This window comes from Campylobacter concisus, assembly GCF_902460665.1.
Lineage (GTDB): Bacteria > Campylobacterota > Campylobacteria > Campylobacterales > Campylobacteraceae > Campylobacter_A > Campylobacter_A concisus_AL.
Genome location: NZ_CABPUR010000001.1, coordinates 493,002 through 518,124, shown reverse-complemented (window position 1 = coordinate 518,124; position 25,123 = coordinate 493,002). Strand labels below are relative to the sequence as shown.

General features: G+C 38.6%; 27 protein-coding genes and 1 tRNA gene. 8 read left to right on the top strand and 20 right to left on the bottom strand.

Translation table 11 applies throughout. The features are described from left to right. Positions 1 to 85 precede the first annotated feature (85 nt). Together F3G66_RS02710 and F3G66_RS02705 are read left to right on the top strand one after the other, a co-directional pair. The gene (locus F3G66_RS02710) at positions 86 to 376 is read left to right on the top strand and encodes a GNAT family N-acetyltransferase (protein ID WP_223154190.1); all 291 of its coding nucleotides are present in this window, start codon (positions 86 to 88) and stop codon (positions 374 to 376) included. Between the two features lie 44 nt (positions 377 to 420). After that, positions 421 to 508, top strand: a tRNA-Ser gene (locus tag F3G66_RS02705). Between the two features lie 170 nt (positions 509 to 678). Here the strand turns inward: F3G66_RS02705 and F3G66_RS02700 are convergent. From F3G66_RS02700 to F3G66_RS02680, 5 genes are all read right to left on the bottom strand, one after another. Continuing rightward, positions 679 to 1,488, bottom strand: a complete 810-nt coding sequence (locus F3G66_RS02700) for a class I SAM-dependent methyltransferase (protein ID WP_149707050.1) — start codon at positions 1,486 to 1,488, stop codon at positions 679 to 681. After that, positions 1,485 to 2,231 carry an ABC transporter ATP-binding protein gene (locus F3G66_RS02695; protein WP_149707049.1) on the bottom strand — a complete coding sequence of 249 codons (747 nt, stop codon included), beginning with the start codon at positions 2,229 to 2,231 and terminating at the stop codon, positions 1,485 to 1,487. Before F3G66_RS02695 ends, F3G66_RS02700 begins: the two co-directional genes overlap by 4 nt. Next, positions 2,231 to 3,232 carry a FecCD family ABC transporter permease gene (locus F3G66_RS02690; RefSeq protein WP_149707048.1) on the bottom strand — a complete coding sequence of 334 codons (1,002 nt, stop codon included), beginning with the start codon at positions 3,230 to 3,232 and terminating at the stop codon, positions 2,231 to 2,233. The genes F3G66_RS02695 and F3G66_RS02690 overlap by 1 nt, the downstream gene beginning before the upstream one ends. Before the next feature lie 10 nt (positions 3,233 to 3,242). Then, positions 3,243 to 4,295 (bottom strand): ABC transporter substrate-binding protein, encoded by a 1,053-nt coding sequence (locus tag F3G66_RS02685; RefSeq protein ID WP_149707047.1) that lies wholly within the window; start codon positions 4,293 to 4,295, stop codon positions 3,243 to 3,245. Between the two features lie 88 nt (positions 4,296 to 4,383). Further along, the gene (locus F3G66_RS02680; RefSeq protein ID WP_149707046.1) at positions 4,384 to 6,435 is read right to left on the bottom strand and encodes a TonB-dependent receptor plug domain-containing protein; all 2,052 of its coding nucleotides are present in this window, start codon (positions 6,433 to 6,435) and stop codon (positions 4,384 to 4,386) included. 131 nt (positions 6,436 to 6,566) lie between these two features. Here F3G66_RS02680 and F3G66_RS02675 point away from each other — a divergent pair, with 131 nt between their 5' ends. Both F3G66_RS02675 and F3G66_RS02670 read left to right on the top strand, forming a co-directional pair. Then, positions 6,567 to 7,295, top strand: a complete 729-nt coding sequence (locus F3G66_RS02675; RefSeq protein WP_149707045.1) for a thiamine biosynthesis protein ThiG — start codon at positions 6,567 to 6,569, stop codon at positions 7,293 to 7,295. After that, positions 7,295 to 7,507 (top strand): molybdopterin biosynthesis protein MoeB, encoded by a 213-nt coding sequence (locus F3G66_RS02670; protein WP_188115814.1) that lies wholly within the window; start codon positions 7,295 to 7,297, stop codon positions 7,505 to 7,507. The genes F3G66_RS02675 and F3G66_RS02670 overlap by 1 nt, the downstream gene beginning before the upstream one ends. Positions 7,508 to 7,514: 7 nt before the next feature. Here F3G66_RS02670 and F3G66_RS02665 read toward each other — a convergent pair whose 3' ends face one another. The 14 genes from F3G66_RS02665 to F3G66_RS02600 all read right to left on the bottom strand — a co-directional run bounded on the left by F3G66_RS02665 (position 7,515) and on the right by F3G66_RS02600 (position 21,875). Next, on the bottom strand, positions 7,515 to 8,048 hold the full coding sequence (locus F3G66_RS02665) for a chemotaxis protein (protein ID WP_149707043.1): 534 nt from the start codon (positions 8,046 to 8,048) through the stop codon (positions 7,515 to 7,517). An 88-nt stretch (positions 8,049 to 8,136) separates the two neighbouring features. After that, complete coding sequence (locus tag F3G66_RS02660) at positions 8,137 to 10,251, bottom strand: TonB-dependent siderophore receptor (protein WP_149707042.1); 2,115 nt, start codon at positions 10,249 to 10,251, stop codon at positions 8,137 to 8,139. Then, entirely contained in the window at positions 10,232 to 11,320 is a 1,089-nt protein-coding gene (locus F3G66_RS02655; protein ID WP_149707041.1) for a PepSY-associated TM helix domain-containing protein, read from the bottom strand. The genes F3G66_RS02660 and F3G66_RS02655 overlap by 20 nt, the downstream gene beginning before the upstream one ends. Positions 11,321 to 11,715: 395 nt before the next feature. Then, positions 11,716 to 12,123, bottom strand: coding sequence for a tetratricopeptide repeat protein (locus F3G66_RS02650; protein ID WP_107687438.1), 408 nt, complete (start codon positions 12,121 to 12,123; stop codon positions 11,716 to 11,718). A 135-nt stretch (positions 12,124 to 12,258) separates the two neighbouring features. Beyond that, positions 12,259 to 13,086, bottom strand: coding sequence for an ABC transporter permease (locus F3G66_RS02645; RefSeq protein WP_149707040.1), 828 nt, complete (start codon positions 13,084 to 13,086; stop codon positions 12,259 to 12,261). Continuing rightward, entirely contained in the window at positions 13,079 to 13,732 is a 654-nt protein-coding gene (locus tag F3G66_RS02640; RefSeq protein ID WP_072595066.1) for an ABC transporter ATP-binding protein, read from the bottom strand. The genes F3G66_RS02645 and F3G66_RS02640 overlap by 8 nt, the downstream gene beginning before the upstream one ends. A gap of 9 nt (positions 13,733 to 13,741) precedes the next feature. Next, positions 13,742 to 14,641 carry a NapH/MauN family ferredoxin-type protein gene (locus F3G66_RS02635; protein ID WP_103644287.1) on the bottom strand — a complete coding sequence of 300 codons (900 nt, stop codon included), beginning with the start codon at positions 14,639 to 14,641 and terminating at the stop codon, positions 13,742 to 13,744. A gap of 2 nt (positions 14,642 to 14,643) precedes the next feature. Further along, complete coding sequence (locus tag F3G66_RS02630; RefSeq protein WP_084109871.1) at positions 14,644 to 15,105, bottom strand: c-type cytochrome; 462 nt, start codon at positions 15,103 to 15,105, stop codon at positions 14,644 to 14,646. After that, positions 15,105 to 15,653 carry a c-type cytochrome gene (locus F3G66_RS02625; RefSeq protein WP_084109872.1) on the bottom strand — a complete coding sequence of 183 codons (549 nt, stop codon included), beginning with the start codon at positions 15,651 to 15,653 and terminating at the stop codon, positions 15,105 to 15,107. Before F3G66_RS02625 ends, F3G66_RS02630 begins: the two co-directional genes overlap by 1 nt. After that, the gene (locus tag F3G66_RS02620; RefSeq protein ID WP_149707039.1) at positions 15,650 to 16,327 is read right to left on the bottom strand and encodes a 4Fe-4S dicluster domain-containing protein; all 678 of its coding nucleotides are present in this window, start codon (positions 16,325 to 16,327) and stop codon (positions 15,650 to 15,652) included. The genes F3G66_RS02625 and F3G66_RS02620 overlap by 4 nt, the downstream gene beginning before the upstream one ends. Beyond that, positions 16,320 to 17,576 (bottom strand): nitrous oxide reductase family maturation protein NosD, encoded by a 1,257-nt coding sequence (locus tag F3G66_RS02615; RefSeq protein ID WP_149707038.1) that lies wholly within the window; start codon positions 17,574 to 17,576, stop codon positions 16,320 to 16,322. The genes F3G66_RS02620 and F3G66_RS02615 overlap by 8 nt, the downstream gene beginning before the upstream one ends. Continuing rightward, on the bottom strand, positions 17,569 to 18,324 hold the full coding sequence (locus tag F3G66_RS02610; protein WP_149707037.1) for a cytochrome C: 756 nt from the start codon (positions 18,322 to 18,324) through the stop codon (positions 17,569 to 17,571). Before F3G66_RS02610 ends, F3G66_RS02615 begins: the two co-directional genes overlap by 8 nt. Before the next feature lie 83 nt (positions 18,325 to 18,407). After that, positions 18,408 to 20,996: a Sec-dependent nitrous-oxide reductase gene (gene nosZ / locus F3G66_RS02605; protein ID WP_103560091.1), complete on the bottom strand. Its 2,589-nt coding sequence runs from the start codon at positions 20,994 to 20,996 to the stop codon at positions 18,408 to 18,410. Between the two features lie 12 nt (positions 20,997 to 21,008). Next, entirely contained in the window at positions 21,009 to 21,875 is an 867-nt protein-coding gene (locus F3G66_RS02600) for a hypothetical protein (RefSeq protein ID WP_188115813.1), read from the bottom strand. Between the two features lie 367 nt (positions 21,876 to 22,242). Here F3G66_RS02600 and moaC point away from each other — a divergent pair, with 367 nt between their 5' ends. The 4 genes from moaC to F3G66_RS09400 are packed head-to-tail and all read left to right on the top strand — an operon-like array spanning position 22,243 to position 24,209. Then, on the top strand, positions 22,243 to 22,719 hold the full coding sequence (gene moaC / locus F3G66_RS02595) for a cyclic pyranopterin monophosphate synthase MoaC (RefSeq protein WP_188115822.1): 477 nt from the start codon (positions 22,243 to 22,245) through the stop codon (positions 22,717 to 22,719). Continuing rightward, positions 22,694 to 22,960 carry an HP0495 family protein gene (locus F3G66_RS02590; RefSeq protein ID WP_149707035.1) on the top strand — a complete coding sequence of 89 codons (267 nt, stop codon included), beginning with the start codon at positions 22,694 to 22,696 and terminating at the stop codon, positions 22,958 to 22,960. The genes moaC and F3G66_RS02590 overlap by 26 nt, the downstream gene beginning before the upstream one ends. 10 nt (positions 22,961 to 22,970) lie before the next feature. Next, positions 22,971 to 23,420 carry a hypothetical protein gene (locus tag F3G66_RS09405; RefSeq protein ID WP_188115812.1) on the top strand — a complete coding sequence of 150 codons (450 nt, stop codon included), beginning with the start codon at positions 22,971 to 22,973 and terminating at the stop codon, positions 23,418 to 23,420. Positions 23,421 to 23,444: 24 nt separating this feature from the next. Further along, positions 23,445 to 24,209 (top strand): hypothetical protein, encoded by a 765-nt coding sequence (locus F3G66_RS09400; RefSeq protein ID WP_188115811.1) that lies wholly within the window; start codon positions 23,445 to 23,447, stop codon positions 24,207 to 24,209. Between the two features lie 109 nt (positions 24,210 to 24,318). On the opposite strand, the gene F3G66_RS02580 is transcribed toward F3G66_RS09400, so the two are convergent. Beyond that, on the bottom strand, positions 24,319 to 25,113 hold the full coding sequence (locus tag F3G66_RS02580) for an undecaprenyl-diphosphate phosphatase (RefSeq protein WP_149707034.1): 795 nt from the start codon (positions 25,111 to 25,113) through the stop codon (positions 24,319 to 24,321). Positions 25,114 to 25,123: the final 10 nt, after the last annotated feature.

The window sequence follows — 25,123 nt, the reverse complement described above, 5'->3', positions numbered from 1 at the left end:
TAGCAAGAGCCTTGGTTTAAAGCCCATAACAACTCTCGCCAAATCTTTCTCTATAAAGAAAATATTGGAATTTTAGGCTGGTGTTTTGCTTAGCGATTCTAATTCTAAAATAGCTTACAAAATAAGTGTAGAAATAAGTATCTATGCAGCCAAAAAGGCTCTTAGTATGGGCATTGACAAGCAACTTTTATCCCACAGCCTAAATAAAGTTAGAGAGCTAAATCTAAAAAATATTATCGCTTTAATATTTAGTGAAAATAAAGCAACTCTTAGGCTATTTTTAAAATTTGGCTTTGAAAAATGGAGTGAACTGCCTGGCATTTTCCTGATGGATAATGAGTACAAAAATGTCGTTATCTTGGGGTTAAAGCTTTAAAAGCCAAGCATTAAGCAAATAAAGATATAATTCCACTTCTTCATGGGTAGATGTCCGAGTGGTTTAAGGAGCACGCCTGGAACGCGTGTGTGGGGCAACTCACCGAGAGTTCGAATCTCTCTCTACCCGCCATAAAACTATCTATAACTTAAAGTCTACTGACCTTTATTTTTATTGCTTAAAACATTGGCACTAAGCAAAAAACCACTTTATAAAACTTGCCAATTATCTTTTACTTTGCCATATAACTAACATTAAATTTTGCTCCATTTCAGGGACAAATTTGCATAGAACGCTTAAATTTAGATTCTATTTGCCTTATCAACAGTTACGAACGCCCAGTGCATAAATTCTTGCTTCGGTTTGTATTTGCCGCTGTTAAAATACTCCGCTAGCCGCGCCTCCTCTGTGCTGCTTAGCTCGCCGCCAAGCCCCCAGCGCGTCTTTTGTATGAGCTCCTGCGCGCTTGTTTCCGGACCTGCATGGCACTTAGCTTTTATGTAGCTAAGGCTTGGCAAATAACCCATTTGAAATAAGATGTTTAAAAGATAGACGAAGTCGGGCTTTTGCTCCACCTTGCGCCCTATCGCGTCCAAAATCTCATCGTCCACGAAGCTACCGCCGACCTTAAACGTGATGTAAAGCGATTTTTTGGTCTTTGAAAGAAGCTTATTAAGCGCGGTTTTTAGATCATCCACCTCAAGGCAGCGCGAGGCCAAAACTACGTCGCACTCAGGCACGTCCGACCAGTCGTCTTCAAAGGCTTTTTGCGCAAATTTAACGTTTTTTGCGCCGTAAATTTGAGCGTTCTCGCGGGCAAACTCTAGCATCTTAGTTGAAAAGTCGTAGCCGTAAATTTGATCCGCCCTTTTAGCCGCCAGCACGCTTAACGCGCCAGCTCCGCATGCAAAATCAAGCAGCGTAGAAACGCCCGTAAAATCGACCTTATCTATAAACTCGCGCGCATAAGCGCTTTTCATTACGCCCTCGTTGAAGCTGGGCGCCTTTTTGTCCCAGTCCTCGGCAAATTTTTTGCCGAATGAACTTCTAGCCTTTTGTGCCTTATAAAGCGCGTCAAAGTCGATCTCGTCGTAGTTTGAAGGTAAAATCATAACCTGTCCTCGTACTTTTCATAGTTTATGCCGTAAATTTTATCGATATTTTCGGCGTTTATGAGCTGCTCGCTGCGCCCGAAGGCTAAAATTTCGCCGTCTTTTATAAACAGCGTCAAATTTGAAACGAACTTCGCATGGCGCGGATAGTGCGTCGTCTGCACGAAGGTGTATCCCTCATCGCCTAGAGCTTTTATCATCTCGAGCAGTTTGATTTGATTGCCGAAGTCCAGCCCGTTTGTCGGCTCGTCCATAAAGATCACTTTCGCGCCCTGTACCAGCGTGCGCGCGATGTACGCCAGCTGCCGCTCGCCGCCGCTTACCTTTGTGTAGGGCGCGTTTTTTAGATGCGCGATACCCATCTTTTCCAGCGCCTGCTCGGCTAGCTTTTTATCCGCCGCGCTAAAGTTAGAAAACAGCGGCGTCCTGCACAGCGCACCCATCAGAGCGACGTCAAAGACGCTGTAGTCATACGACGGCGCGTGCGTCTGCGGCACGTAGGCGACGAGGGATGCGAGTTCGCGCTTACCGTAGTCGCGCACGCTTTTGCCCGCGATTAGCACCTCGCCCTCAAATTTTAAAAACCCGAGCATTATGCGTAGCAGGGTGCTTTTGCCGCTGCCGTTGGCGCCTAGGATGCTTAGCGTATCGCCCGTCGCGACGTCAAAGCTGATACCATTTAGCACGGGTTTGTCCTGGTAGGCAAAGCGCAAATTTCGCACTTCTATCAAATTTTTTCGCATCAAAAGCTCCTCTTGGCGCGGCGAAGCACGATGATAAACATCGGGATGCCAAATAGCGAGGTTACGATGCCGATAGGGATCTCAAAGGTAAAAATGAGCCGCGAGAAGCTGTCGCAAAAGAGCAAAAATATCGCGCCGATCATCGCCGAGCTAGCCAGAACCGCGCGGTTGTCGGCACCGAATATAAAGCGCGCGATGTGCGGCACGATAAGCCCGATCCAGCCGATGATGCCCGCGATCGTCACGCTAAGCGCGCTAACGAAGGTCGCAACGAGGATGATGAAAATTTTAACCCACGCCGTATTTACGCCAAGGCTCTTTGCCTCCTCCTCGCCAAGGCTTAGCGCGTTTAGGTATTTACCGCTAAGCGCCAGTAGCAAAACGCCCGCGCACATCGGCAGGATTGAAATCTCTATGAAGCTCTTGGACGCAAAGCCGAGGCTTCCCATCAAAAAATATGTAATCGCGGGAAGCGCGTCGTTCGGATCTGCGGCGTATTTTAGCACCGAGAGTAGCGAGGTAAAGAGCGAGCCGCTGATGACGCCGCCAAGAACTAGCACGATGACGCTGCCGCTGCGCGAATACAGCGCCGAGACGCCAAGCGCCACCGCTACGGCAAGAAAACCGAAGCCGAAGGTGCTAAGCTGGATGAGGTATTCATTGAGCCTAAAAAACATCCCGACCGCTGCGCCAAATCCTGCGCCGCTTAAAACGCCCAGAATAGAGGGGCTTACGAGCGGGTTTACGAACATCGCCTGATACGCCGCGCCGCTGATCGCCAGGCTCGCGCCGATGAGCACGCAGGCCAGTATGCGCGGCAGGCGGATTTCGAGCAAGAGCGTGTGCATGACCTCATACTCTTTTAAATTTTCGCCTTTTAAAAGAGCGGTGACGTAGCACGCGTAATCGCTCGCACTAAAGCCGTATTTACCGAGCAGCAGCGAGCCTGCGACGCAAAGCGCCAGCAGGAGGGCTAAAAACGCAAACGCCTTTTTGCTCATCTTTCTTTACTCACTCGGCGCGTCCCAAAATTTTATAAATTTGCTCGTCTGTGAGTTCGAGATCTAAAAAGAGCTTGTAAAACTCGCGCGTCTCTTTAACCATGTCAAATTTAAACGCTTCGGGGTAGGTTAAGCTTATCAGCCACTTTAGCCCCAAAAACCTCATAAACGAAGGCGGACGGTCGAACCACGAAAATGGCTCGCGCGGGATGTAGTAGGCTTTTTTATTTTTCACCGCGCTTAGCAGCTGCCATTTGGGGTCGCCGTAAATTTTATCAAACAGCTCTTTTTCGTAGATGAGGATGACGTCCGGATCGTATTTAACGAGCTGTTCGAAGCTGATTTTAACGCGTCCGAAGGATTTGGCGTTTGGATCCTCGCTACATTTATGCACGTTCTGTGCGCCTGCTCGCTCGATGAGCGTCGCGTGCCACGAGCCCTCGCACTCGGTGGCTAGCCCGTCGCCGCCCTGCGCGTAGTAGATTTTTACCTTTTGCAGGTTGTTTTTCTTAATGTATTCCTCGATCTGCGCGGTCAAATTTAGCGACTCTTTTGCGTAGCTTATGAGACGTGCTGCGCGCTCCTTTTTGCCCGTCACCTCGCCTAAAATTTCAAACCCGTCCAAGTAGTCCTCGAGCCTCACTGCGCTTAGATAGAGCATCGGCTTTTTGATCGAGCCGAAAACCTCGCTCATCTTTTTGGTATTGCGCGAGCTTGCGTTTACGAGGATGAGCTCTGGGTTTAGGCGCAGCAGCATCTCGATGTTTGGAATTTTACCCTGACCGAAAAAGCCGCCCACGACGGGCTGCTCTTGCACCTCTTTTTTGACGTAGGGGCGCTCGAAGGCGTTCCACTCGAAATTTACGCCGCTGATTTTAGCGGGATCAAGCGCGTAAAGCATATATAAAAGTGGCGGCGAGCTGGCGTAAATTTTAGTCGGAGTGCCTTGCAGCTGAGCTATATTTTCGCTGTTTTGCGCGATGTAGTCCTTGATCTGCGCCTCGCTCATCGCAAAGCAAAAATTTATAGCCGTAAGTAGAAATATTAGGATTTTTTTAAACATTTTTTACCTTTAAATTTAAAAAGAGCTTGCTAATGAATTCTATCAAAATTCATTAGCAAACCAGCTGTAAAAAGCTGGTTTGAGTGATTTAGAATTTATATCTTACGTTTGTAAAGAAAATCCTTCCTTCTTCGGGAAAGCCCTCTCTGTACTCGTAGTTTTTGTCAAATAAATTCGACACGCCCGCTTCAAAGCTTAAAGCCTCGGTCGGTTTGTAGGTAAATTTGATATTTGTCGTGCCAAAACCTGCAAGTTTAGTAATTTTATCCGAATTAGAATAGCGATTAGACATCATATATTGAGATAGGTAGATGCTAAATTTAGATAAGAACTTATAATCCACATAGGCAAATGCTTTATGTTTTGGTATGTCAAATACTAAAGAATCATCAGTATTTTTATATTTAGCACTTAAATAAGTGTAGTTACCACCTAGCTCCAAATCTTTAGTAGCAAAATACGTCGCACCTAGCTCAAAGCCTTTATATTCAGACTTACCAATATTAACGCTTTTTCTAAGTTCCGTTTTTTTTCTGCCAACCCCTGCATAAAGACCAGTATTGATATCACCTATGGCATCTTTTATCTCTGAGTAAAAGAGCGCCGTCTCAAGTCTAAATGTCTCTCCAAAATTTCTTTGATAGCCGATTTCATAGTGATTTGCTACCTCAGGTTTTAAATTTGGATTTGAGATATATCTGTTAAATCTCGTACTATACCTTTCCTTCATAGATGGGAAGTATGTCTTTTTAGCGTAACTTAGGCTTAATTCGTCATTGCCGTCAAAGCTATGTTTGATCGCAGCTTGGTAGTTAAAAGCATGCTCTTTACTTGCGTCATAGCTTACCATTTCAGATTTTGTATTATTGGTTCCTGATATAGGAAGTGTCGCCCAAGCTCTTGCACTTATGGGCTTTCTAACATCATAGCTAATACCTGCAATAAATTTTGTCATATCGCTAAATTTATATGTATTTTCAAGACCAAAAGAGTACATCTTATCTTTCATGTCCTCTTCGGGCTCTTGATATTTAGCGCCTTTGTGGTGGTCATGCTTATAGCTTGTAGCAAATTTGAGAGTATCCTTGTCGCCAAGGTCTCCACCAACTTCTACGCCAAAACCGTAAGATTTATCTTTGTATCTGCTTTTGTGATTTGGAGAAAGTTTGCCATTCTTGTCTTTTTCCCAAATAGTTTTTTCTTTATTGTTGTAGCTATAAAGCTCATTTTCGAAGGTGTCATTAAAAATTTTTGTATTTACATATAGCGGTCCAAAGTCAGTATGGGACAAGAAGTAGAGACTCTTTCTATCCCATCTTGGCCAGTCCCAGTATCTATTTACTTGTTGTTGCCAAGATGCATATCTGCCGGTATAAAAAGGCTGCTCTTTTTGGCCTTTTTGATTTACGTACGCTACGGCGTATTCGTCGGTTTCGTTTGGCGTAAAGCCGAATTTTATATTAAATTTCTTATCGCGTTGCACGGAGTTGTCGCGTCTGCCGCCGTCCTCGTTGCCTGTTATTTTTTGGTCAAATTTACGAGACATCTGCTGTCCCGCGTCCTCCATGTAGCTGCCGCCTGCTTGCGCGTAAAATAGCTCTTGCTTCGTGCCGATGCTAAAATCTACGTTATTGCCGTAGGTTTTTGCGTTTTTGCCCGTCTCAAAGCCGTAGCCGACGCTGCCCTCAAGCTCTTTGCTAGGTTTTTTGGTAATTAAATTTATCGCGCCGCCCATGGTGTTTGGGCCGTAAAGCACCGAGCTAGAGCCTTTTGATATATCTATGCGGCTTAGATCAAAGGTCGTAAATCGCCCGAAATCGGCGTTGCCGTCATAAGGCACGTAAACTGGAATGCCGTCGATAAAAAGTGGAGTTCTGCGCGCGTCAAAACCGCGAACGTAGAAATTTTGCTCGGCGCGCGGGCCTTTTTTATCTACATAAACACCTGGTGTCGTGTAAGCAACCTGTGAAAGGCGTTTGATGTTATCTTTTTGCATCTGTTCTTCATTGATTACGGCGACGTTTGCATCGCTTTTTTGTAAGCCACCTAACTCTCCAACAACCTCAACTTTACCTAAAGTAAAGACTTCGCCATGCAGTGCCATCGCAGCACAGCAGGCTATCAAACCCAACTTCTTCATAAAGCTCCTTTTTTACATTAAGTTTTTATTTTATATAATACTACTTACCATTCTAACGATATTAATATTATAAAAATATAAAAAAATAATTTCATTTATAAACTAGATAAATTTTAAAAGAAAGAGTGCAAATGTGCTTTGAATTTCTACTATGTATCGACGATACAGACGAGCTTGGCGGAGAAATTTCAACTGGAAGTTTAGCTCAAGAAATAGCCCTAAAAATTAGCTCATTTGCCAAAGTCTCTTTTATTACACGCCACCAACTTTTACTAGATCCTCGCATAAACTACACTTCGCACAATAGCTCAATGTGTTTAGTTGCTAAAATTTCAAAAGAACAAAAGCAAAAGGTGCTTGACATTACGCTTGAGCTTTTAACAAATAAATGCGCTAAAAGCGCTGAGCCCGGTATCGCAGCTGTTTTTAAAGACGACATAAAAGATACGAAAGAGCTAATAAATTTTGGCAAAAATGCAAAAAATATGCTCCTAGCCACAAAGCAAGCTTTTGAGACGGCGCGCGAGCAAAATGTATTTTTAAAAGCCCTTACGCCAAATGCCAATGGCGTTATCGGCGCGCTTGCGGGCATAGGGCTTAGGCTTGGCGGTGATGATGGCAAGATAAGGGGCAAATTTAATCTAAATGAGCCAAAGCTAAGCGTTGCTAAGCTCATGGAGCTTCCTTTTATCGAAGCGGTTTTGGATGAAAATTTTAAAGAGCTAACAAAAGATGAGATGATAAATTTAGATGGGGCTTTAAAGCCTATATTTTGGGATCACAAGGCAACTTTGCTCGTGCAAAAAGATAAAAATGGTGAGTTTAGAAATTTAAACATAAAAGAGCTTCGAGAATTTTGATGATGCAAAATTTCAATGAGAAAAATGAGTTTAAATACGGCAAATTTAACTACGATAAAGCGCGAGAAATAGCCCAAAACTGCGCTAAATTTAAGCTAGATAGCGACGAAGAGGAGACGAGCTGCGGCGGCGAGAGAAGCTGCTACGACTGCGCTTTTAGACGCTGGAGTAAAGATAGCTTCATCTGCATGGCACAAGCTAGCAAAGGCTAAGCTAGCCCTACGCAACCATTTTTTTATCTTTAAGTTTTCCACCGCGTTTGTACTTTAGCTCGCCACAAAATCTCTTGCCAAATTTCGCCTCGATAATAAGAACTAGCACGAAAAATATCTTTTCGTCATTCATTCGTGCGATCTGGCGTAGAGTTTGGCCAGCGTCATTAAATTTAACTCCATTTTTACGTAAAGTTTCGCAAAAAACAGCCTCGTCAAAGCCTAACATTTGCGAAATTTCAGTTATGCTGTATGGCTCGAGCGATGCGATAATTCGGTCCATATTGCAAATACTTGGATTTTTACTTCGTGTTAGCACATCCATTGTTTCATTCATTAGCTTTACTAGCTTTTTTCTACGATTTATAACGTGAAGTGTTGCAGCAAGCAATATTAAAAAACCTGCGATTTTATGGGCATTTAATAGATACTCGCTATATTCACCAAGCGTAAAATTTACACCAGAAAATGCGAGCATACAAAGCCCCAAAATAAGAACTAAAACAAGACAGAATTTATAAATAACCTCTACTTTAAACATGACACTCATCCTAAAATATATTTTTCTAATTATACACTTTAGGAGTTGAAATTTATCACCAGCTTATTTGGCTGGTGATTTAATTAGATTAAAAATTGTAGTTAAAGCTGAGATTAAAGGTGCGTGGATCGCCATAAACCATCATGTTTTTGCCGATGCCTTCGTAGTATTTTTTGTTAAAGAGATTATCGATATTTAGCTGTACATCAAAGTTTTTAGCAAATTTATAACCAAGCATTAAATTAGCCAAAGTGTAGCCTTTTTGTGCGATTTCATCTGCGCCTTTGCCAGTATAAATTTTGCTCTTATACATAGCTCCAGCCCCTACTCTAAAGTCTCTGATCTCATACTTTGCAAATAAATTTGCCGTGCTTCTTGATGAGTCAGTGGCGTATTTCTCGCCATTAGCATCTTTTGCGTTAAAGTGCGTTGCACCAAAGCTTAGGCTTAAGTTTTTAGTGATCTCACCGTTTAGATCTAGCTCGACACCCTTGCTTGTCACACCCTTGCCAGATTCATATATTTTGGCATTTGTCGCTGGATTTATCTTGCCAGTATCTATGCCAAGCTTATCTTGCACGATCTTAAAGACGCCAAGACTTGCTTGAAGCGCCCCGTCAAAATACTCGCCTTTAATGCCCACTTCATAGTCCTTGCCTTGGATCGGATCAAGATATTTGTCGTTTGCATCCTTTACGCTTTGAGGTTTAAATATGCTCGTGTAGCTAGCATATAGAGTGTGGTTTGCTCCGATGTCGTAAGTGATGCCAAGATATGGCGTGATCTCATTTGTGAAATTTCTATTGTCTTTGCCGCCCTCGATCTCGTATTTGTAGTAGCTCACCCTAGCACCTAGCAAAAATTTAAGCTCATCGGTGATTGATAGTTTATTTGCCGCGTAAAATGCCTTTTGTATCGTTTTGTCTTTATTGTTTTGATCTTCGTAAGGAAACTTTGGATCATCAAGGTGCAGGTTTTTAAAATCAATCCTGCTTCTAGCCGTATAAGCAAGCCCAGCTGGCGTAGTCCTTTGCAGCCAGTAGCTACTTACCTTATCGCTACTTTTTTTATAGTTGTTATACATCGCACCAAAGACAAACTCATGAGATAAATTTGCTATCTCGTAAGGGATATTTGCGTATGCATCGACATTGTGGATATTCTCCTCTCTTTTGTTTGCATAAGCGCTAAGACCACCTATATTGCCGGTGCCATCTAAATTTACCGCTCCGCCGTAGTAGAGTAAATTTGAGTCAGTGTTTGCCCTTCTAAATGAGTAGCTTAAATTTAAGCTTGATTCATTTTCAAAGTAGTGTCTAAAATCAGCGTAAAAATCAAGCGTTTTTATATCCCACCTAGTCCAAGGCTGGGAGAAAATTTCATTTTTACTAAAATTTGTCCTAGAGCCATCTGTATAAAAAGCTGGCATACCGCCCCATCTAACCCCGTGGCGTCTTAGCTCTTGATAAAATGCACCAAGGCTAAGCCATGAGTTATCGCCTATGTCGCTATCGACTACGCCGTAAATCGCGCTATTTTTGCGGTTGTAATAATCCATATAAGAGTGCGACTTCTCATGCATAAAAGATAGCCTTGCTCTAACGCTTCCGCTCTCATTTACCGGCGTTTGCACATCGCCATTTACGCCGTATCTATCGTATGATCCAGCACTTACACCAAAATTTCCTTTAAGCTCTTTTGCGTCTGCTCTTTTTCTTATGAAATTTAAGCTTGCAGCTGGGTTGCCAGCGCCTGCAAGTAGGCCATTTGCCCCTTTTACCACTTCAACTCTTTCATAAGGTAGCAAGCTCATATCATTTGCGCCAAGGCTAAAACCACCAAAGCTAGGCATCGAATCAAGCAAGTAATAATCTATCTTAAAGCCACGAGCCGTCGGATATACGCGCTCATCCCATTTATTTAGCGTGACGCCCGGGACATTTCTAAGAAGCACTTGATAGTCCTTGATGCCTTGATCTTTTAGCCTAGCCTCTGTTAGCACGGTTAGTGATTGTGGCGTTTGACGAGAGGTTAAATTTAGCCTAGTTGTGCTTTTTACAAGCTCTTTTGCAAAGTAGTTTGCATCATCTCTTCTCTCGCTTTCTACAACATCAATTGCTTCTAAAATTTTATCGCTTTGGCTAGCAAAAATTTGAGGTTGCATCAAATTTAATGCAACCAAACTAATTAAAATTTTTTTCATTTTTTCTCCTTTTAAAATTTCTTTTAATCCACAAATAAAGCCCTGAGATACTTAAAATAAGCGGTGAAATACCGACTAAAAACCAGATAAATTTTGTGATTTGGTTGTAGTTACCAAAGTGCGATTTTCTAAATGCTGAGAGAATTTCTTCGCTTAGATTTGCATTTTTTATGTCCAAAATACTTACTAATTCACCGCTATTTTTATCGTAAGTTAATATGCTTGAATATTCGTTATGCAAGAAATTTTGATCTTTTACGTAGCCAAAAAGGCGTATGTTTGCTCCGTGCATAAAAGGCAGTGAGATGAAGTGTGGCTCAAAGCCAGCAAGATCATTTTTTGAGCGAGCCACCAGCTCGTCAAGAGATAGGCTTTTGTTATAAATTTTTGCATCTATAACGAAGTCATTTTTAAACTCTGGCATGCGTGCCATTTGAAATTCCCACCAAACACCACTTATGCAAATGAGCAGTAAAATAGGCGTAGAAAAAATTCCTATCATTTTATGAATGTCGCTCATAAAAACATTTAGTCTATTTAAACGCAGTCTAAGTAGTGTCAGCCAGAATTTTCTATAAATCACAAAACCACTTATGCAGATAAAAAACGCGAAAATAGCGGTTAAAGTAAGGATAACGTGACCGCTCTTTCCTAGAAATAGCGACTCATGAAGCTCGGTTAAAACTCCAAAAAATCCCTCATCATGTGCGAGTGGCTCGCTCTTTATCTTACCGCTAAAAGCGTCAAAATAGATAAATTTCCACTCTTTTTGGCTGTCATTGTGCTCAATTAACCAAATTTTGTCACGTTTTTTAGGATTTGCATCGATATTGATGCCGACCATTTCATAATCATTCAGCTCTTTAGCGACGATCTCTTTTATCTTATCAAGGCTTATTCTTTGAGCTTTTAAATTCACATTTACAAGCTCTGGAATGAAAATATTATTTATTTCATTTTTATAAACCAAAATAGCACCGCTAAAACAAACTACTGCAAGTGGAATAAAAAATAAAAGAGATAAATAAGTGTGCACTTTATAAAAAAATTTTTGATTTAGAAATTTCACTTTCTTTTAAAGCCTTTTAATAGTAGGTTTTGATAATGGCTCGCAATCTTACACAAAATTTACTTTGATAATATTTAAAACTATTATCAATTATGATTTCAAAAAAGAAAAATTTTTATAGAATGTAAATTGAAAAAAATAAATAGATTTGATTTTTAAAAGAATAAGCAACTCCTCTTTGTGTATACGAAAAGCCAGAAAAGGGGGAAGCAAAGACTTATCAGTTACAAAAAGGAGGGTCCATTTAGGACGATGAAATAGTATTATTTAAGCATAAATTTTAATAAAATTTTTAGTTAATAAAAAAGAAATTCCAAGTAATACTAAAGTAAATTTAACTTTAAAGAAACTATATTTAAGAAATTTCTTTTAATTAGTACAAGCATAAAATTAGGCTAATTTTTAGGCACAAGCTCTAATACATTGCAAGCTCGCTTGCTACCCATCTTGCAAGCTTTATCAAGAGCATTTGCAGAAAGATCAAAGCTTTGCTCAGTGCCATTTCCTTGAAGATACTTTGTCGCTAGCTCGTAGCAAGCCTCACTACCACCATCATCACAGAGCGATCTAAATATCTCAAAAGATTTTTGCGTATCTTTTTCTATGCCAAGACCACGCCCTAGCATATCTGCATAGATAAAGCAAGAAATTTTATCTTTATTTTCACACTCACTTGAAAGCTTTTTTGTAAAATTCTCGCAAGCTTTAGCGTTACTTTTATTAATGCACTCTTGCACATTTATATCCCAGTTTGCATTCAAAGATAGAAGTGTAAATGCTAAAAACAAAATGGATTTTTTCATAAATTTCCTTGGAAGAAGTTAGCTCCCTTTGGGGGAAAGGGAGCTATTACAAAAAGGAGGTTTCTTGTTGGACAAGTGAAATAATACAAGTTTCGTCTAAATTTAAAACCAACTTTTCTTTAACAAAAAACAATCTCAAACCAAATCTTTTTTGCTAAAGGCAAAATAGCCACAAACTAGCAAAATAATGCCTAGTAAAAGCGGATAAATAATCGCATAAGCTACAAATGTCGCTTTTGGAAAGGTGCTTAAAATAAAATAAGATGCAGTACCGATAACTGCTAAATTTGGATCAAAAAGACTAAGTGCTGCTATCCTGAAAAGCTCTATCGGATTTAGTATGGCAATAGCGTAAATAACATACTCATCGACTGAACTTCTCATAAGAAGCCCAATTAATGCTAGGTCAATAAATGCAAGCATTATAAGCCAAAGTAAAAACGCCACGCCTTGGCCTGTCTCTTGATTTTTAATCACGCTTGAGATAAAAAATCCAAGCGATAGAAAAATGATACTTAAGCTAAAAAGTAGCCCAAAATAAAGTGTTAATACACTCCAAGGTATCGCAACGCCTTTTATAAAACCAACGATCACGCAAAGCAAAAGAGCAAACAAAAGTGGAACAAAAACAACAAATGTACGGCCCAGTGCCTTGCCAAAGTAATACTCTCTAAGACTTAGCGGGAAACTAAGAATGTACTCAAGCAAATTTGTATCTCTATCTTGATTTATGCTTCTTACGGTTGAGATGAGAATAAAAATAGGCACAATGATGACACAAATTTGAATAAACAAAAGCAGTGCTCTAGTAAGCCCAGAAAAGCCAAGCACACGTGAGTCAGTCACGCCGCTAAATAAAAATCCTATCATCAAAGCAGAAAAAAGCACAGCATATATCACAAACCATCTTGAGCGAAAAGACTCTTTTACATCAAGCTTTGCTATTAAAAAAAGATTATTCACTCTTGCTCCTTAAATTTTCTTCTTTGATTATCTTGCCAAGATCCATATAGACGCATCTATCTAATAAATTTGCTATCTCATCGATACGGTGTGAGATAAAAACAAGTGTTTTGTTTTGCGTGAAGTTATCAAGTAAATTTTTAAAAGAAAGCCTTGCTTTCACATCAAGATTTGCCGTTGGCTCATCAAACATCAAAATTTCACTATCCTTAGCAAATGCAATGGCTATTAGCATCTTTTGTTTCATGCCGCCAGAGAGCTTATAAAACGGTTTATTTAAATTTGCATGCAGATCAAGCTCTAAAAGCTTGCTAAATTTCTCAATATCTTCAAATTTGACATTTGAGCTTTTACAAACAAACTCACAAAGCTCGCGTAGGTTAAATTTAAGCGGTGGTGGAGTTTGTGGCACAAATGAGATAAATTTCAAAGCCCCTTTTCTATCTTTTAGAGTATTTACGCCATTTATCGCGATGCTTCCGCTATTTGGGATAAACTCGCCTAAAATGATACGCATGAGCGAGCTTTTGCCAGCTCCATTTTGTCCAAGTATTGCTATTTTTTCGCCAGATTTTACGTTTAGGCTAACATTGTCAAGTATCCTTTGCGAGCCAAAAATTTTAGTTACTTCTTTTATATCTATCAAAAATTTTCCTTATATGAGTTTTTTAAAGCCGTTGTCAAATTTCAGTGCATCTTGATGACACACATCAATACACCTACCACAAAGCGTGCAATCAGCACCAGCTATCCTAAAGATATTTTTGCTCTCGTCAAGCTTTGCCCCCTTTTTTGTCATAAAAAGTACGTGAGGCACTAGACAAACATCAGTGCAAACTAAGCAGTGATCGCACTTCTCTTTATCCCAGCTAACTTTTATGGCATTTGGTTTAGCTAGCACTGAGTAAGTAGCTCCGATAGGACAGACATACCTACACCAAGCTCTACGTGAGAAGAAAATTTCAACCATAAGCATGGCCACAACAAACCAAATAGCATGAAAATAGCCATAGATAATAAATCTTGAAAAAATCCCAACAACATTAAAAATTTCAAATGTAAGGCTTGCACTAGCAAAGCTAAGAGTTAAAAATAAAATGGTAAAAACATATCGCCACTTTGTGTCAAAAACTCGTGGCTTTACTATCTTTTTAGCGCGTAAATTTTCATGGATCTTCTCAGCTATCTCGCTTATTAATGAATAAGGACAGATCCAAGAGCAAAAGCCTCTACCACCAAAAATGATATAAAAGGCCAAGATACTAAGTGAGCCAATTATTAAATTTACATGGATTTCATGTGTCGCCAAAAAGACTTGCAGGCTCATAAAAGCATCTGCCAAGTGAAAACCAAATATCCTTGACGCACTGATGTCGCCTTCTAAAATTTGTATATCAACTCTATATGAAAGCACAAATAAAAGATGAACTAGAATAATGCTAAATATGCGCCAAAATCGTATACTAGGCCGCTTCTTGCCATCTTTTGTAGTTGTGATTAACGTGCTTAGAAAGCTTACATTTCTAATCGTCGCACGAGTGTTATATTTGTCCATTTTTACTTTTTAAATTTAGAAATTTCATCTGCAAGGCTTTCAAGCTCGCTATCACTAACATTTGTAAGTAGCCCCTTCATAAGTGAGTTTTGCACCTTGCCAGCTTTATAATCAGCTAGCTTTTTAAGTAATTCATCCTTACTTAGGTGCGTTATATCAGGAGCTACGACACCTTTTGCATTTGCGCCATGACACGGAGCACAAGTTGTTAGATATTGCTTGCTAACGCCTTCATTGTGCACTTTAGCCACGCTTAGACTTAGCTCTTTTACCTTTTTTAGCTCATCTTCGCTGGCAAATTCTTCACTAGACTTTGGCTGCTCTTTTGTAAAATTTTGCTCTACTTTTGGCTGAGCATTAGTTGCTACTTTTTCTTTTTTAGGCGGAGTCTGGCTTAACATAAATACCATGATACCGCAAATTGCTACCGCTAAAATAATGGTTATAATCTTTCCTACTTTCATTATTTGCTCCTAAATTGTGTATTAAAATCACTGATTTCTTTAGCTAAATTTCTGATTTCACTATCATCCATTTTTTTAACAAGATCTCGCATTAAGACATTGACTTTTTCTTTATTTTTATAAGCATTTATCATTGTATAAATTTCATTTTCACTTTTTGTTAAAAGTGATGGCCCGATGATGCCATTTGCGTAATCATCGTGACAAGCTGAGCATTTTGTAATGAAATTTTTGCTAAGTCTGCCCTTTATAAGTCTTAAATTTATAGTTTGAAGAGGGGTTCTTACCATTGCTAAAGCTCCGATTTGACGGCTTACGTTATTATCTTCAAGTCCAAATTTTACGCTCTTTTCGCCGTGCATATCGTATTTTATGAAATCATTTTGTTTATTTGTACTTTGATTATTTTCTTTTTTTTCAACCTTTATGCTAGCACTCGTGGCTACATTTATTGGTTGCTCGCTGGCTGCTTTTTGCGCTTTGTCATCGCTCTTTTCACAGCCGACAAATAGCAAAGCAGCAGCCACTAAAGACATTATTAATCTCATTCTTTCTCCTTATAAATTTCATCATAACTCATTTTTGGGGCTATATTTATAATTTTTACAGGGCAAACCTCAGCACACACCCCACACCCAACACAGCCATGCTTTATGAGCGGCAAATTTGATTCACTCATTACTATTGCACTATCGCCAACTGGGCAAATGCTGGCGCAAAGGTCACAAATTTGACCGATTTTACTTTTTATTTTATCTTTTTCTGCCTCTTCCCTATCGTTATAAACTTTGCGAACAAGCAAATCTTCAACACTATCTTCGCTTAGTTTTTCTCTTTTTAGGCACATACAGGCATTTGCATTACTCAAGATAGCAATACCCATTTTCACATCATCAACAACTTTTGTAGCATGATCTAACGCACCACTTGGACAGGCGAGCACACATGGAAAAAGATCACATAAATAGCAACCTCTCTTTTTAGGATCGATGTATGCTGTACCATTTGAATAGCCATCTTTTATATCAAGCAAACTTATACTGTGATAAGGGCATACCTGCACACACTGACCGCATTTAACACAAAGATCATCAAAGTCATCAACCGCACCTGGTGGTCTAAGATAGAGTTTATCGCCGCTACTTTTTGGCAAAATTTTACCTATGCCATATCCTGCGGCAGCTGCGACTGAGCCTAAAATTATAAATTTTCTTCTATCCACGCTTTGCCTTTAACGCGTTAAAATTTGAAGCATCAAGTGGTTTTATCCTTGGCGTGCTATCTTCAAGTAGCTTTACTGGCTCAGAAAATGGCGCGAGTTTGGCTAAAAAATTTAAGATACTAAAGACACTTGAGCCATAGAAAAACTGCAAATTCGGATAATACTGCCAAAGCTGATCGGCATATGATAGATGCATAAAAGGCGTATCGCCATAGCCATCTTTATCTCTATCAAAGCTCTCATACTCATCATAATAATTTTTACTCCACTGATTTAATGCCATTTTATCGCCTGGAGTGTCGTTCGCAACGATATCCATATTGCCTATAAAATCATTATTTTCAAATATGCTTGTCCCCTGAGTGGCGTGAAAATATACGCCAACTACGTTGTGTAAAATTTTATTGCCTAAGAAATTTATCGTTGAGCCTGGCTGAAACGGAGAGTTGTCAAGCAAAATTCCTCTTGCATTATAGATAAGTGTATTGTTTTCGATAGTAAAATTTGAAACATCTTTTAGACCAATACCAATACCAAAAGCGCCATCACTATCCATAACAAGATTATTTTTTATATTTGAGCCAGCCGAATACATAAAAAACATACCGACTGCATTGCCAATAAAATCATTGTTTTCGACTAAATTTTGATTCGCATACATAAAATGAAGCGAGTATCTACCGCGGATCGCTTTATTTTTTAAAAATTTATTGTGACTTGCATACCATGCAACCATATCGCGGCTATCATAAATATAATTGCCTTCGATTAAATTTTCATGGCTATACCAAAGTCTAACCGCATCACCTCTAAAGCCAAGACTGGCCCCTTTTTTAGAAGTGATGTTATTTTCAGTGATCTTTGAGCTACTGCACTCTTTAAAATCAATCCCAAAAAGTACATCACTCAAGTCATTTTGCGTAATCAAGACATTATTTGCTTTATCACAGCCAATGCCAGCGTCTAGCTCACCAAGGTCATTTCCGCTACCGCTTATCTTTAAATTTCTAAGCGTAACATTTGAGGCAATAATCTTTACAACTGTACCTTTACCATTTCCTTTTATGTGAGCGTTTTTGCCCTCACCAACGATACTAAGCGGCTTATTTATAGTTATGCTTCCTTCATAGATACCGTCCCCTAGCTTTATAACATCGCCAGGGCTAGCGTTATTTATTGCATCTTGAAGTATATTTGCAGAGCTAAAAATAGGCAAGAAAGCAAGGGCAAAAATAAAAATTTTACGCATTTAGCTCTTTTTTCTTTGAAAATACTGCAAGTATGCAAAATACGCTCATAGCAATCATCACCCAAAATCCGATACTTGGATAAGAGTGAGTTGTAAATTGTGCAACGCTACCATCGCCTAGAACTGTTGGCATAAATGGTTTAATCTTAAATGCGCCCCACTCTTGCATGTTGTGTCCATACCAGTAAAGCCATCCTGCAAATGCGCTCATAAATAGTACAGGCGCAATAATCGTTGGAACCATAAGAAGTGAGTTGAATTTGCCATTGTAATACAAAAATGCAAGCATGCAAAGTGTTGAAATAAGCAAATAATAAGGCGCTATCGCTCGCTCTAAATTTCCGCCATGCTCCATAGGATACATACCGATGTAGTGATTTATCGTATTCATCTCATGCACGTCACCACTATATCCATCTACGTGAAAATATACAGGAATTCCATCAGGAAAGGCTGATTTTGGATAATTTGGAGCTTCAAGAGAGACGTACCAGATAGGAAAAGATGGCGTACCTATCTCTGCTTTTTGTTCGATCATCTTATGAAGATCGCTTGCTACATCTCTTGATAAAAGGTGATTTTTATACTGAAATGAGCTAAAAAGATTATAGATGCCGTAGGTATAAGATGGTAGTTCATCACCATCAGCTATACGCTCTTTTGCTCCGTGCCAACCAAGAACAGGCAAAGTAAAACAAACAGTCATTAAGACAAGTGCAACAATGGTATAAATTTTATATTTACTCATGATCTCTCCTTTAAATTTTAAAATTTCATCTGCTAAAAATAAAATTTTAAAATTTAAAAAGGGGCAAAATGCCCCTTTAAAAACTACATACCAGCGTTTTCATCTACCCATTTTAGGTATTCGATGATATTTTTGATCTCTTCATCACTCATATGCTGATTTGGCATTCTAAGATTAAAGTAATCAATCATTGATTTAATGTAGTCGTCATTATAGAACTTAGCAGGATCTTTGATAAATTCTGCTACCCATTTTTCGCCATTTTCATGTCTTAGTAAAACGCCTGTTAGGTCTGGACCTGAGCTTACTTGACCGATAACGTGGCAACCATTACATCCGCCTTTTAGATAAGCCTCTTCACCTTTTGCAGCAGCTGGGCTCATCGGAGTTGCGATCTCTTTAGCTAGGTTATTTTTAGCTCTTAAGCCAACGTCAGCTGTTTTAACCATGTATTGCCATACTTGGTACTCCCAAAGGATAGCGCCGTTTACGTCACCTTTTTTGTAAGCTTCGTCAGCTTTAGCTTTTACCTCTTTGATGTGGCCGTATTGATCAAGTGCGTCATCAACCAAAGCTTTTACTTTTGGATATTTCTCATAATGTTTCTCTTTTAGGTATTTAACAACCTCTTGGATAACATCATCAGTTGCCTTATTAGTTGCGATTACTTTGTCGTATTCAGCTTTTAAAGCTTCTGGGCTTAGAGTTTTTAGCTTGTTATTTTTTGCAGATTCATATTTTTTACTTGGATCTTTAACAAGTAAATAACCCATCATCTCTAGGTGAAGTGCTGAACAAAACTCGGTGCAGTAGTATGGGAAGACACCTTCCATATCAGCTACAAAATTTACTGAAGCAGTTTTGCCAGGCTCTAGTGAAGCGTGAATGTTGTAAAGGTCGATACCAAATCCGTGAGTCTCATCTTGAGCGCGCTCTAGGTTTGTTAAGTGAATTGTTACATTATCACCTTTATTTACTTCGATGTGCTCTGGGTTGATGTGGCTTCTGATCATTGTCGCATAGACGGTTACATTTTTGCCATTTCTCTCAACTCTTTCTTGACCAGCTAGAGTTGCATATGGGCTAGCCTCGCCCGTTCTTGAGTTTGTGCCCATATTGTAAGTAAGCGCTGGAGCTAGTTTGCTAGCAGCTATTGAAACAACATCGTGTGGCTCGCCAAGTGGGATTGGCATATCATAGATTAGATCCATTTTTGCACCAGTGATATCTATTAGCTGGTGATTTTGTGGATGAAGTGGGCCAACTGGGCTAAAGCGATCGATTGAAAGTTTATCAAGTGCGATTGCATATTTGCCAACTGGTTTTGCTGATTTGCCTTCCATTGTATCAAGGTGGCCGATATTGTAGTGAACATTTATCTTATCAAGCACTTTTAAATTTTTATAGTCCCATTTTACGATTTGACTATCAACATAAAGTGAAGTATAAAGTACACCATCTTGTGAGTCAAATGATGTATGCAGTGGTCCAAGGCCAAGTTCGACTTGTCCGTGCATTGACTTTTCTCTATCTAAGATAGGAATTCCGTATGGGTCAGTGCCAGCATACTCTTTTTTATCAATTAGCTCTTTGATCTTTCTAAAGTCATAAACTGATGCGTGAGTATCAAGCTTACCGCCAATAATGATGTATCTACCATCTGGGCTTACGTCACAACCATGTGGGCTCTTTGACTCTGGGATCAAAAATAGTGCACCTGCTTTTACAGCAGCGTCTATTGTAACTACCTTGTGACCATTTATAACTTTGTAGTTTTTCTTGTCTTGAACAAGTTTTTCTAAAATTTTCCAGTTATAAACGTGTAAGAAGTCAGTGTCATTTCTACTTGCACCTGCTTCAAATGGAGGAAGACCTTTTTCGATACCGCCAGTATACATCTCAGTATTTATTGAGTTTGTAAAGCCCCAGCCGTAGCTTTCGCCTTTACCAGCATCACTTAAATCTTGCCAGTATGGTGGGAGCTCAAGAGAAAATGACTCTTTCTCATCGATCTTGCCTTTTGGATAGTCAAATTTCCAAAAAGTTACAGCGCCTCTATAGACTGCTTCATAGTCGTCTATTGAGTGATAGTTGTTATCAAGCGGAGCTGCATATTGGCTAGCTTCGATAACATACTCGCTATTTGGAGTGATGAAGCTACCGCCGTGCTCACTCTTCATGATAGGGTTTACAACGATTTGAGTTGTCTCAAAGTCATGCAAATTTATAACTGCGATTCTTGGGTTAGCTTTATCGTTGATAAATAGATAATCACCAACATACTCACCATTTTTCTCACTGAAATTTGGGTGGTGTGTATCGCCCCATGTTATCTCTTTGCCCCTAATGTTGCCTTGTTTCAAAACAGCTTTTGACTCATTGTCATAGCCATATCCTTGCCAAGGCTCTGGCGTGAAAACGCCGATGTATTTATAAATTCTCATCGACGGAACGCCATAAACTAGCACTTGACCGCTTTGCCCGCCAGATGAAAAGACGATGAAATCATCTTTTTTACCGCTAGGCTGATAAGTTTTAGCAGCTGCAAGGACATCTTTTTCGCTTAGCCCGCGCTCTTTCATGACTTTTTCAAGGTCACTACTAGCAGCACAAGCAGTCGTTAAAGATAGCCCAAGCAACGCAGCACTTGCGACACAAAATAACTTTTGCATTTACTCTCCTTTTTAAAATGAATTTATCTCTAAACTCTTTATCTCATTGTCTAAATTTACGCCATTTAAGACGCCTTTATCTATAAAAATTCTTTTTATCTCATTGCTAAAAAGAGCCTTTTGTCCTTTTAGCTTAAGATCTTTGTCAAATTTATAGACTACTCCATCCCCATCACCTATAAAAATTTCATCCTCCATACACGCAAGAGCTGAAATTTTAGATTTTAAAACTTGCTTTTTGATTCCACTTTTAAAATCTAAAATTTCTCCATCTCTAAAGCCAAGCAAAATATCATTCCCCTTAAATTTACAGGCGCTAAGCGGAGCAAAGCCAACACGCTTTTTCTCTTTTAAATTAAGCTCTTTATCAAGCAAAAATGCTTTGCCATTAAAGCTCGTAAAAAATAGTTCATCATCAATTGGCAAAAGGCTTGAAATTTTATAAACATCTTTATAATTTTTAGTTAAAAGTTTATTTAGATTTTTATCAAAAACGCCTATGCTGACTTCATTTGCCATATCGCAAGCTACGTAAATTTTATTTTTAATTGCCACAATTTGTGAAATTTTACAGCCGACATTTGGCATGGCAAATAAGAAATTTCTCTCATTTGCCACCTCGATAATCTCATTGTTTAAATTTGCGATATAAAAGGATTCTCCATCATTTCCGCACTCTTGATTTTTATAAATCGTATCTTTTAGATCCAAATTTTTAATCTGTCCATCTTTTATAAAAACAATGCTTTGGTTGCTTTCATTAATAAAGCAGCCTAATTGCTGGGCAAAAGCTGTTATCAAAAACAAACTTATACAAAGCAGAAATCTCATGATCCAAGGCACTTTCATCATAAATTTAATAAGTAAAAAACTATACATACTTAACTCTTAAAAGCAAATTAGCGATTAATTTATTTTTTTAAGCTTTTAAAGAAAAATTTCAATAATTTTTTTTAAATTTTATTATTTACATTATATAGACATTATGATTTAATCAATACTAATATGGCTTTAATAAAATTTATTATCTATTGAATCACTTATTTTTAGTGCTAATTTGAACAAAAATTTAAATTTGAATTATTTCTTAAGAAAATTATTTAAATTAGATAATTATATTAAGCAATGAGAAATCTTTAGTATTTAAGTAAAAAGCTAAATTTTATACATTTGATATATTTTTAGCTTAAAGCCATTGGTAATTTAAATTTGTTTAAATAGGCTATAATCCGCCAAAAAAGGAGAGATAATGCTAACGCATTTAGATGAAAAAGATCGTCCAAAAATGGTCGATGTGAGCCCAAAAGATCCTACAAAAAGAATAGCAACTGCTAGCGGGATCATCAAAATGAGCAAAGAGGCCTTTAGAGCGATAAAAGAAAATACCGGCAAAAAAGGTCCAGTCATTCAAACAGCTGTCGTTGCTGCGATAATGGGTGCAAAAAAGACAAGTGAACTAATCCCGATGTGCCATCCACTAGCTATTTTAGGTGTGGATTGTGATATTGAAGAGCTACCTGAAATTTGTGCTTTTAAGCTCTATGTGAGTGTAAAAATAGAGGGCAAAACAGGTGTTGAGATGGAGGCACTAACTGGCGTTAGCGTGGGACTTTTAACCATTTATGATATGGTAAAAGCTATAGATAAAAGCATGGAAATAAGTAATATCGTGTTAGAGAGTAAAACAGGAGGAAAAAGTGGCGAGTATATGCGATCTAAATAACAAAAAAGTAAAAATTGATTACCCAACGCATTGGGAATACAAAATAATATTTGATGCAGATGTCAATGTAGAAGAAAAGGTAAAAGAGATAGTAAAAGATAGAGAATTTAAGCTAGTCTTTTCAAAATTTAGCAAAGATAAAAAGTACGCAAGCTATGACTTAGCCGTGCTAGTTTTGAGCGAAGAAGAGAGGCTAGAGATATTTTCTGCACTAAAACACGAAGCAAAATACGTTTTATAAGGTAAAAGATATGAATAATTTAGAACAAAATTTACATGATTATAAAAGCAGCGATGGCTTATTAATAAGCATAAAAGCTCTTTGCAATAACTTCTTTCAAGATGCTGCAAACAAAGATATAAATGCTTTGCCAGAAATTTTAAAGGCTAAAATGAATGAGCTTTATGACAAAATGAACAAAGAAGATCTCATAAATGCAAAAAATCTAAAAAGTGCCATGGAGGGAATAAATCAAGCCATTGTCGGTGCTGAAGAAAAGGCACTTTACGAGCTACTTGATAAAAAAGATGAGCTAAATCGTGCAATAGAAGCAAAACGTGAAGAGATAAAAAATAGGCTCAAAATTTCATTTGAAGCAGCTGAAGAGGTCGTAAAAGATAGAAATTTTAGTGAAAAAGAGGAAATTTTAGAGCTTTTAAACAATGCGATCATTAGAGAAACAAGGCTTCTTGGTATCTGAAAAGAGAGTGCTCAAATCGCATTTTTGACAACTCTTGAAGGTGCGAAAGATGTCGAGGAAACAGCTGGTGCAATAGCTAAAAATATGACTTATGTTGCGATCATTGGAGGAGAGTTTAGCAAAGAGCGAATACTTGAAATTTCAAAAAACATCATCATAGCAGCAGCAAATTTAGCAGACGAGGGTCATATCTTTGCAAAAGAGTTGATAAATGGGGCGATAAGTGGCACAAGAGATGGTATTTTAAGGGCTATAGAAAAACTTAAAGATGAGGCGAAATTTGCTCCAGATGAGCTTAGGCTAAACTCGCAGCTACTAAATTTAAAAAATATTGATGAAGAATTTATAGCCTTGCTTAGAGAACTTGAAAAGGAATTTGAAGGTGTAGCAAGAAACGAGATCGAAAACGTTATAAATAGCGAGCTAGATACAAACCTAGCAAAATTTAAACGTATTAGCGATCAAGCAAGAGAGCAGATCATTTCAAGGATAGAAGAGCTAAAGTCAAACGGCATGGCAAAGCTTATGAGCGAGGCAAATAATAAATTTGAAGCCTTAAAGCAAGAGCTAAATGACAAGAGTAAAAAGCTAAAGCTAAATTTTGATACAAATGACAAAATCGAAGAGATCAAACAAGAGATCGCTAATCTTGAGAAAAAAGCCAATGAAAAATTTGAAGACATCAAACAAATTGACATCAAATCAGAAGCTAAGAAATTTGGAGATAGGGCTTACCAAGCTGCAAAAGATCTGTTAAATGTTATTAAAAAAGATAAAAAAGAGGATTAAATTATCAAGCTTATCTTGAAATTTTTCTTGAAAGATACTCACGCTAAATATTCTTGCCAAGTGTGAAAAATTTCTCCACACTTGGCTTTTACTTTTTAAAGCTTTAAAATCACAAAAATAGATAAAGTAAAAATGTTCCCAAGATCAAGCGGTAGATGACAAAAGGAAGCATCCTGATTCTTGAGATGATACCCATAAATAGCTTAACACAAAAATAAGCACTAACTGCACTTATGATGACTCCAAGGGCGATATCGCTCCAAGGAAGCGCATTTGGATCTTTTATAAGTTTGATACTCTCAAGCCCACCAGCTAGGATGATGACTGGGATCGACATCAAAAATGAGAAATTTGCACTACCCTTGTGGCTAAATCCTAAAAAAAGTGCTGCTGTCATCGTTATGCCTGATCTTGAGACGCCAGGGATGAGTGCCACAGCTTGAGCAAGGCCGATAATAAGTGCAAATTTTATGGTCATTTCATATTCGCTTTTATTTGTCGAGCGAAGATCTGCAAAGTAAAGCGCTATGCCAAAGACGATCGTAGTAATAGCGATCACAACGCCGCTTCTTGCGTATTCTTCGATAATGTTGTTAAATAAAAGCCCAAAGATCCCAACTGGAATGGTAGCAAATCCCACGCACCAGACAAGCAAGCTATCGCCTACCATCTTTCTTTGTGCGATCGAGGCAAAAAAGTCACGAAGTAGCTTAAAAATCGTATCTTTAAAATAAAAAAGTATCGCACTTAGCGTACCAACGTGCACTGCCACGTCAAAAGCAAGACCTTGATCTGGCCAGCCAAGTAGCTTTGGCACCAAGATAAGATGAGCCGAGCTAGATATCGGCAAAAACTCGCTTATACCTTGCACCAAAGCCAAAACAATAACGTGAGAAATTTCCATAAAATGCCTT